Origin of the sequence: Streptomyces sp. (assembly GCF_035563135.1) — a bacterium.
Taxonomy (GTDB): Bacteria; Actinomycetota; Actinomycetes; order Streptomycetales; family Streptomycetaceae; genus Streptomyces.
This window is the reverse complement of sequence record NZ_DATMVN010000130.1, coordinates 1-8,515: the sequence shown is the minus strand read 5'-3', so window position 1 is coordinate 8,515 and position 8,515 is coordinate 1. Positions and strand designations below refer to the sequence as shown.

Below are 8,515 nucleotides of genomic sequence, written 5' to 3'. Positions count from 1 at the left end.
GAACGTCTCGCGGAGGCCGGCCGGCCGGGCCGTGACGCCGCGGGGCCGGCCCTGTGGGCGGTGCTCGGATGCGTTCTCCTGTCCGCCACCGTCATGGGGGGCCTCGGCGGCACGTGGTGGCTGCCGTCCCTCCTGTGGGTGCTCTGGCTGGGGAACGGGGTCTGGTGGGCGCTGAACCGTTATGCGCCGGACCATGAGATGCGCGCTCTGTCCGACGTGCTGGCCAACCTGGCTCACAACGCCGCTCTTCTCGTGATCATGGCCGAGGTGTGCCTGATCTACGCGACCGCCGGCTGGTACAAGATCCAGGGGTCCCGCTGGCAGGACGGCACCGCGATCTACTACCCGCTCAGACTGGACTACTTCACCCCGTGGCCCGAGCTCTCCGGCCTGCTCGCATCCAGCGCCCTGGCGGTCATGGTGCTGACGTACGCCACGGTCATCGTGCAGGTCGCTTTCCCCTTCACGCTGTTCAACCGGCGGGTCAAGAACGTCCTTCTGGTCGTCATGATCGGTGAGCATGCCGGAATCTCCGTCCTGCTGGGGCTTCCCTTCTTCTCCATGGCGATGATCGCGGCCGACGCCGTCTTCCTGCCGACGGTCTTCCTGGTGTGGCTGGGGCGCAGGGTGTCGCACGGTCGGCAACGTCTGTTCTCCCGGATGCCGGACAGGTTCCGGCTTCCCGGGCAGCGGCGGATGGGGGCGGACGACGAGGAGGCCACGCGCAGCGGCGGAGACCGTGGCCATACGCTCGTCGGGTGACCAGCGAGACCGGCAGTACAGAAGAGCCCCGCGAGGCAGCCGCGCCCGATCCGTCCGCGGAACCGATCCAGTACGACGACGGGTACGGCACCGTGATCGGCGTCGGACCGCACCCGCTGCCATGGCCCGAGGGAGAGCGGTACGACCCCGAACTCCTTGCCCACGGCGACCGGCGCAATGTGGGCGACGCCTATCGGTACTGGACGCGGGAGGCGATCGTCGCCGACCTGGATCTCCGGCGGCACGACTTCCATGTGGCGGTGGAGAACTGGGGCCATGACTTCAACATCGGCTCGGTGGTGCGCACCGCCAATGCCTTCCTGGCGAAGGAGATCCACATCGTGGGCCGGCGGCGCTGGAACCGGCGGGGGGCAATGGTCACCGACCGCTACCAGCATGTGCGGCACCATCCGGACACGGCGGATCTGACTGCCTGGGCGGAGGCCGAAGGGATCCCGATCATCGGGATCGACAACCTTCCCGGGGCCGTGGCGCTGGAGCGGACGGAACTGCCGCGCCGGTGTGTGCTGCTGTTCGGACAGGAAGGGCCCGGGCTGACGGAGGAAGCGCGCCGGCATGCCTCGATGGTGTGCTCGATCGCGCAGTTCGGCTCGACGCGGTCGATCAACGCCGGTGCGGCGGCCGCCATCGCCATGCACGCGTGGGTGCAGCGACACGCGGATATTCCGGACCCGCGGGGTGGATGACCGGTGGAGCGGGTCCCCGCCCCGCCGGTCGCCCACGCCCGGGGCCCGCTCAGGCCTGGCGGCGGACTTCCACCACCCGGAAGCGGTTGGACACGAATGCCCCGTCGCAGAGCGCCGCGTTGGCCGCGGGGTTGCCGCCCGAACCGTGGAAGTCGGAGAATGCCGCCGTCTGGTTGACGTACACACCGCCGGTGAGATTCAGCGAGAGCTGAGCCGACTCGTCGAAGCAGACCTCTTCCACCGCGCGCTCCACCTCGGGTGAGGTGGTGTACGCGCCGACGGTCATCGCGCCCTTCTCGCGGACCGTGCGGCGCAGCAGGTCCAGCGCGTCAGAGGTCGAGTCGACGGCGACCGCGAACGAGACCGGGCCGAAGCACTCCGAAAGGTAGGCCGCCCCGTCGTCGGGCTTGGTGCCGTCGAGCTTCACGAGAACCGGTGTACGCACCACGGCGTCGGGGAAGTCGGGGTTGGCCACCGGGCGCGAGGCGAGCGCTACGTCACCCAGGGACGCCGCCCCTTCGACCCGGGCCTTGACGTCCGGGTTCACCAGGGCACCGAGCAGTCCGCTGGCCCGGGCGTCGTCGCCGAGAAGCCCGCTCACGGCCTCGGCGATGTCCGCCACCACCTCCTCGTAGGACTTGGCGCCCGCGTCGGTCGTGATGCCGTCGCGCGGGATGAGCAGATTCTGCGGGGTGGTGCACATCTGGCCGCTGTAGAGGGAGAGCGAGAAGGCCAGGTTGGAAAGCATGCCCCGGTAGTCGTCGGTCGAGTCGAGGACGATCGTGTTGACGCCCGCCTTCTCCGTGTAGACCTGGGCCTGCCGGGCGTTGGCCTCCAGCCAGTCGCCGAAGGAGGTGGACCCCGTGTAGTCGATGATCCTGATCTCGGGCCGTACCGCCAGGGTCTTGGCGATGCCTTCGCCGGGCCGCTCGGTCGCCAGGGCGACGAGATTCGGGTCGAAGCCCGCCTCGGCCAGGGCCTCGCGCGCCAGCCGCACGGTAAGCGCCAGCGGCAGGACCGCCTGCGGGTGCGGCTTCACCAGGACGGGATTGCCGGTCGCCAGTGAGGCGAAAAGGCCCGGATAGCCGTTCCACGTGGGGAAGGTGTTGCAGCCGATCAGCAGGGAGATGCCTCGGCCGGTCGCGGTGTACGACTTGCGCAGCTGCAGCGGGTCGCGCTTTCCCTGGGGCTTCGACCAGTCGGCGCTGCGCGGCGTGCGGGTCTGTTCCGCGTACGCGTACGCCACGGCCTCCAGGCCCCGGTCCTGGGCGTGCGGGCCGCCCGCCTGGAAGGCCATCACGAACGCCTGTCCGCTGGTGTGCATCACGGCGTGGGCCAGCTCGTGCGTACGCGCGCTGATCCGGGCGAGGATCTCCAGGCAGACCAGGGCCCTCGTCTCCGGCCCGGCCGTACGCCAGGAGCCCATGGCGGCGCTTATGGCGGGAAGCAGGACGTCCGGATCGGCGTGTGGATACTCGACACCGAGCTCCGGCCCGTACGGCGAGCGCTCGCCGCCCGTCCAGCCGTCGGTGCCGGGCTGGCCGAGATCCAGGCGGGTGTTGAGCACGGCGTCGAACGCGGCCTTGCCCTCTGCGGCACTGAGGCTGCCGGGGAGACCTCCCTCACCGTAGGCCTTCGGGTGCTCGGGGTGCGGGGACCAGTAGGCGCGCGTGCGGATCGCGTCGAGGGCCTGGTCGAGCGTCGGACGGTGGATCTCGGACAGCTTCTCGGGGGAAAGCTCGGCGGCCATGACGGACCAACTCCTCGTCGAGCCGGGCAGGGATGTGCTGACGGAGTCAGAGTAACCGAACGATCGGTCGGGACAAGGGGCCCCGGAGGGCCTGTGGACGAGTCATGGGGGAGGATCGCGGTCATGACCACGGCCAAGCGGGACACGTACACCCCGGAAACACTCCTGTCCGTCGCCGTCCGCGTATTCAACGAGCGCGGCTACGACGGCACGTCCATGGAGCATCTTTCCAAGGCGGCGGGCATCTCCAAGTCGTCCATCTACCACCACGTGGCGGGCAAGGAGGAGCTCCTGCGGCGTGCGGTGAGCCGGGCTCTCGACGGGCTCTTCGGCATCCTCGACGAGCCGGGAGCGATGCAGGGGCGCGCGATCGCCCGGGTCGAATACGTCACGCGGCGTACGGTCGAGGTGCTGATGGCGGAGCTGCCCTACGTGACGCTGCTGCTGCGCGTGCGCGGCAACACGAAGACGGAGCGTTGGGCCCTGGAGCGCCGGCGCGAGTTCGACCAGCGGGTGTCCGAACTGCTCAAGGCCGCGGCGGCGGACGGAGACCTCCGTGCGGACGTGGACATACGCCTGGCGACCCGACTGCTCTTCGGCATGGTGAATTCGCTGGTCGAGTGGTACCGGCCGCAGCCCGGCGGCTCCCCGGAGGCCGAGCAGCTCGCGGACACGGTCGTCCGGCTCGCCTTCGAAGGGATGCGGGCCGGCTGATCCCGGGGCGGGTCTAGGTGAGCTCGGCCGGACGGTCCGGATGCGGGCCCAGGTCGGTCTCCTCGAACACCAGCAGGGTGCGGGTGGACAGCACCTCGGGTATGGCCTGGATCCTGGTCAGGACCAGCTCGCGCAGCGCCTGGTTGTCCGGTGTGTGGACCAGGAGCAGGACATCGAAGTCGCCGCTGACCAGAGCGATGTGGGTGGCTCCCGGAAGCGCCTGAAGCTGTTCACGCACAGTGCGCCACGAGTTCTGGACGATCTTGAGTGTGATGTAGGCGGAGGCGGCCTGCCCCGCTCGTTCGTGATTCACGCGCGCGCTGAACCCGCGGATCACACCGTCCTCGACCAGCCGGTTGATCCGGGCGTACGCATTGGCCCGTGAGACATGGACGCGCTCTGCGACGGCCCGTACGGAGGCGCGGCCGTCCGTCCGGAGGATCCGCAGAATGGCGCGGTCGGTGGAGTCCAGCGGTCGTGCGGGCGGAGTGCGGACCGACTCCTCATCCCCCTCGGCCATTTGTTCAGACGGCATCTGCCCGCGCCTCCCTGTTGTGGACGACCTGCCTCTATCCCAGGCTGTGGATAACCGTTTGTCCACAGGGTGGAGGTGCCTGTAGCCAAATTGCGCCCGCGACCGAACAATCGGTAGGTGAGACACACCACACCGGTGTCTCACTCACACCCCGCATTCCGGCAGTTCTCGACATCCCTCGATACACCCCGATGCCAGGAGGTGCTTGTCATGACGGTCCAGGAGCTGCCCGGCGCAGCCGCCTACCGGCCCACGCCGCCCCCGGCCTGGAAGCCGCTCACCGATCCCGCGCCGCTGCTCCCGGACCCCGAGCCCTACCGCGTGCTCGGTACGGATGCCGCGGTCGGTGCCGACTCCGAGCTGCTGCTGAGGCTCTACGCCGAGCTGGTGCGCGGTCGCCGTTACAACGCGCAGGCCACCGCACTGACCAAGCAGGGCAGGCTCGCGGTGTATCCGTCGAGCACCGGGCAGGAGGCCGCTGAGATCACTGCGGCGCTCGTGCTGGAGGACCGGGACTGGCTCTTTCCCAGCTATCGCGACACCCTCGCCGCAGTGGCGCGCGGGCTGGACCCGGTCGAGGCGCTGACGCTGCTGCGGGGGGACCGGCACACCGGCTACGACCCGCGTGAGCACCGCATCGCCCCGCTGTGCACCCCGCTGGCCACCCAGTTGCCGCATGCCGTCGGCCTGGCGCACGCAGCGCGTCTGAAGGGCGACGACGTGGTGGCCCTCGCGATGGTCGGCGACGGCGGGACGAGCGAGGGGGATTTCCACGAGGCCCTGAATTTCGCCGCCGTATGGCGGGCCCCGGTCGTGTTCCTCGTGCAGAACAACGGCTTCGCGATCTCCGTGCCCCTGGCCAAACAGACCGCGGCGCCGTCCCTCGCCCACAAGGCCGTGGGATACGGGATGCCCGGACGCCTGGTCGACGGCAACGACGCGCCCGCGATGCACCAGGTGCTGAGCGAGGCGGTGGCGCGGGCGAGGCGGGGTGACGGGCCGACGCTGGTCGAGGCGGTCACGTACCGCATGGACGCCCATACGAACGCCGACGACGCCACCCGCTACCGCGGCGACAGCGAGGTGGAGGCGTGGCGCGCGCACGATCCCATCAGGCTTCTCGAGCGGGAGCTGACCGGGCGCGGGCTGCTCGACGAGGACGGTATCGAGAGGGTGCGGGAGGCGGCGGAACGGATGGCGGAGGGGCTGCGGGAGCAGATGAACGCCGATCCGGTGCTCGACCCGATGGATCTGTTCACCCATGTCTACGAGGAAGAGACCGGCCAGTTGCGGGAGCAGGCGGCACAGCTGCGGGACGAGCTGGACGCCGAGCGGGGCGGGTACGACGAGAGCGGCACGGAGGAGAGGCGATGACCACCGCTGCCGCGACGGCCGGCGTACGGGCCGGCAGGGCCAGGCCGGCCACGATGGCGCACGCCCTCGGGCGGGCGCTGCGCGATGCGATGGCGGAGGATCCGACGGTGCACGTCCTCGGGGAGGACGTCGGCACGCTCGGTGGTGTCTTCCGCGTCACCGACGGTCTGGCGAAGGAGTTCGGCGACGACCGCTGCACGGACACACCCCTGGCTGAGGCGGGCATCCTCGGCGCGGCTGTGGGCATGGCGATGTACGGGCTGCGGCCCGTGGTGGAGATGCAGTTCGACGCCTTCGCGTATCCGGCGTTCGAGCAGTTGGTCAGCCATGTCGCCAAGATGCGGAACCGGACGGGCGGCGCCATGCCGCTGCCCATCACGGTGCGGGTGCCCTACGGCGGCGGGATCGGCGGGGTCGAGCACCACAGCGACTCCTCCGAGGCGTACTACATGGCCACTCCCGGACTGCATGTCGTCATGCCGGCCACGGTCGACGACGCGTACGGACTGCTGAGGGAATCGATCGCGTCCGACGACCCGGTGGTCTTCCTGGAGCCGAAGAGGCTCTACTGGTCCAAGGCCGACTGGTCACCGGATGCCCCGCCCGCGGTCGAGCCGATCGGACGTGCCGTGGTGCGGCGCCCGGGGCGCGGCGCGACCCTGATCACCTACGGGCCGTCTCTCCCCGTGTGCCTGGAGGCAGCCGAGGCCGCCACGGCCGAGGGGTGGGATCTCGAGGTGGTCGACCTGCGTTCGCTGGTGCCCTTCGACGACGAGACCGTCACCGCATCGGTCCGCCGCACGGGGCGGGCGGTGGTCGTCCACGAGTCGTCCGGTTTCGGCGGACCGGGCGGTGAGATCGCGGCTCGGGTCACCGAGCGGTGCTTCCACCATCTGGAGGCGCCGGTCCTGCGCGTCGCCGGGTTCGACATCCCCTATCCGCCACCGATGCAGGAGCGGCATCATCTGCCGGGTGTGGACCGGGTGCTCGACGCGGTCGCCCGTCTTCAGTGGGAGGCCGAGAGCTGATGGCGCAGGTGCTCGAATTCAAGCTGCCCGACCTCGGCGAAGGGCTGACCGAGGCCGAGATCGTGCGCTGGCTGGTCGAGGTGGGGGAGGTCGTCACCGTCGACCAGCCGGTCGTCGAGGTCGAGACGGCCAAGGCGATGGTGGAGGTGCCCTGCCCTTACGGGGGCGTCGTGACGGCGCGATTCGGTGAGGAGGGCACCGAGCTCCCGGTCGGCGCACCGTTGCTGACGGTGGCGGTCGGATCGGTGGAGCCGGTGAGAGAGCAAAAGGCTTCCGACGAGCCCGTCGTCGGGGGCACCGGGAGCGGCTCGTCCGGCAATGTGCTGGTCGGTTACGGCACGGGCGCACCTGCCGCGCGCAGACGCCGGGTCAGGCCCGCTCCGGTCTCGGCCGCGGCCTCGTCCCCGGCGGTGACCACGGCTCCTGCTCCCGACGTGATGGAGCCGCGGGGTCCCGTAGCTGTGATCTCCCCTCTGGTCCGGAGGCTGGCGCGGCAGCACGGTCTCGATCTCCGAGAGGTTGCCGGTACGGGACGGGACGGGCTGATCCTGCGGACCGACGTGGAGTCCGCGATCAGGGCCGCGGACGGGGAGCGCACCGCCGTCGCGGACCGGGCGGCCCGGACGGAGCCGGACGCGCCGGTCGAGCGAATCGCACTGCGCGGGGTCCGGGGAGCGGTCGCGGAGAAGCTGTCCCGCAGCCGGCGGGAGATTCCCGACGCCACATGCTGGGTCGATGCCGATGCCACCGAGCTGATGGCGGCGCGGGCCGCGATGAACGCCGGTGGTTTTGCCGCAGGGACGAAGGTGTCGGTGCTCGCCCTGCTGGCCCGCATCTGCACGGCGGCTCTGGCGCGGTTCCCCGAACTCAACTCCACGGTGGACCCGGAAGCCCGGGAGATCGTGCGGCTCTCCGGGGTGCACCTGGGCTTCGCCGCACAGACGGAGCGCGGCCTGGTCGTTCCGGTCGTCCGGGACGCGCATACACGGAACGTGGAGTCGATCGGGGCGGAGATCACCCGGCTGACCGAGGCTGCCCGGGACGGGAAGCTGACCCCGGCGCAGCTCACCGGAGGAACATTCACGCTGAACAACTACGGGGTGTTCGGCGTCGACGGTTCGACGCCGATCATCAATCATCCGGAGGCGGCCATGCTCGGTGTGGGCCGTATCGTGCCCAGACCCTGGGTGCACGAGGGCGAGCTGGCGGTCCGCCAGGTCGTCCAGCTCTCGCTCACCTTCGATCACCGGGTCTGCGACGGCGGCACGGCGGGTGGATTCCTGAGGTACGTGGCCGATTGTGTGGAACAGCCGGCGGTGCTGCTGCGCACGCTGTAACGGACCCGGACCCGGACCCGGACCCGGACCCGGACCCGGACCGGACCCGGACCGGGGCCGGACCGGGGCCGGGTTTCTTGTGAGTCCGCTCCCCGGGGGACCGCCATGGACCTGCGGCCCGCATACTCGGGAGCATGACCGCGTATGACGCCATCGTGCTTGCCGGAGGGGCTGCGAAGCGCCTGGGCGGAGCCGACAAGCCAGGGCTGCGTGTGGGCGGCCGTGCGCTGCTCGACCGGGTGCTCGCCGTATGTGCCGACGCCCGGTCCACCGTGGTGGTGGGCGGGCGCAGGCCCACCGTGCGCCCG

General features: G+C 70.5%; 8 protein-coding genes and 1 pseudogene. 7 read left to right on the top strand and 2 right to left on the bottom strand.

The genetic code is table 11. From position 1 onward, the window contains the following. Positions 1–762: pseudogene (locus VN520_RS05630) on the top strand (HTTM domain-containing protein); the annotation flags it as partial. Beyond that, positions 759–1,469 (top strand): TrmH family RNA methyltransferase, encoded by a 711-nt coding sequence (locus VN520_RS05625; protein ID WP_325745726.1) that lies wholly within the window; start codon positions 759–761, stop codon positions 1,467–1,469. The pseudogene VN520_RS05630 and the gene VN520_RS05625, both read left to right, overlap by 4 nt. A gap of 49 nt (positions 1,470–1,518) precedes the next feature. Here VN520_RS05625 and paaN read toward each other — a convergent pair whose 3' ends face one another. Continuing rightward, positions 1,519–3,219, bottom strand: coding sequence for a phenylacetic acid degradation protein PaaN (gene paaN / locus VN520_RS05620; protein ID WP_325745725.1), 1,701 nt, complete (start codon positions 3,217–3,219; stop codon positions 1,519–1,521). A gap of 123 nt (positions 3,220–3,342) precedes the next feature. Here paaN and VN520_RS05615 point away from each other — a divergent pair, with 123 nt between their 5' ends. Beyond that, on the top strand, positions 3,343–3,933 hold the full coding sequence (locus VN520_RS05615; RefSeq protein ID WP_325745724.1) for a TetR/AcrR family transcriptional regulator: 591 nt from the start codon (positions 3,343–3,345) through the stop codon (positions 3,931–3,933). 13 nt (positions 3,934–3,946) lie between these two features. On the opposite strand, the gene VN520_RS05610 is transcribed toward VN520_RS05615, so the two are convergent. Beyond that, entirely contained in the window at positions 3,947–4,468 is a 522-nt protein-coding gene (locus VN520_RS05610; protein WP_325745723.1) for an Lrp/AsnC family transcriptional regulator, read from the bottom strand. A 210-nt stretch (positions 4,469–4,678) separates the two neighbouring features. Between VN520_RS05610 and pdhA the strand changes: the two genes are divergently transcribed. The 4 genes from pdhA to VN520_RS05590 all read left to right on the top strand — a co-directional run. Further along, positions 4,679–5,842 carry a pyruvate dehydrogenase (acetyl-transferring) E1 component subunit alpha gene (pdhA, locus tag VN520_RS05605; protein ID WP_325745722.1) on the top strand — a complete coding sequence of 388 codons (1,164 nt, stop codon included), beginning with the start codon at positions 4,679–4,681 and terminating at the stop codon, positions 5,840–5,842. After that, positions 5,839–6,870, top strand: a complete 1,032-nt coding sequence (locus VN520_RS05600) for an alpha-ketoacid dehydrogenase subunit beta (protein ID WP_325745721.1) — start codon at positions 5,839–5,841, stop codon at positions 6,868–6,870. Before pdhA ends, VN520_RS05600 begins: the two co-directional genes overlap by 4 nt. Then, positions 6,870–8,207, top strand: a complete 1,338-nt coding sequence (locus VN520_RS05595) for a dihydrolipoamide acetyltransferase family protein (protein ID WP_325745720.1) — start codon at positions 6,870–6,872, stop codon at positions 8,205–8,207. The genes VN520_RS05600 and VN520_RS05595 overlap by 1 nt, the downstream gene beginning before the upstream one ends. A gap of 134 nt (positions 8,208–8,341) precedes the next feature. Beyond that, positions 8,342–8,515: NTP transferase domain-containing protein (locus VN520_RS05590; RefSeq protein ID WP_325745727.1), on the top strand; the 174-nt coding region annotated here is incomplete at its 3' end.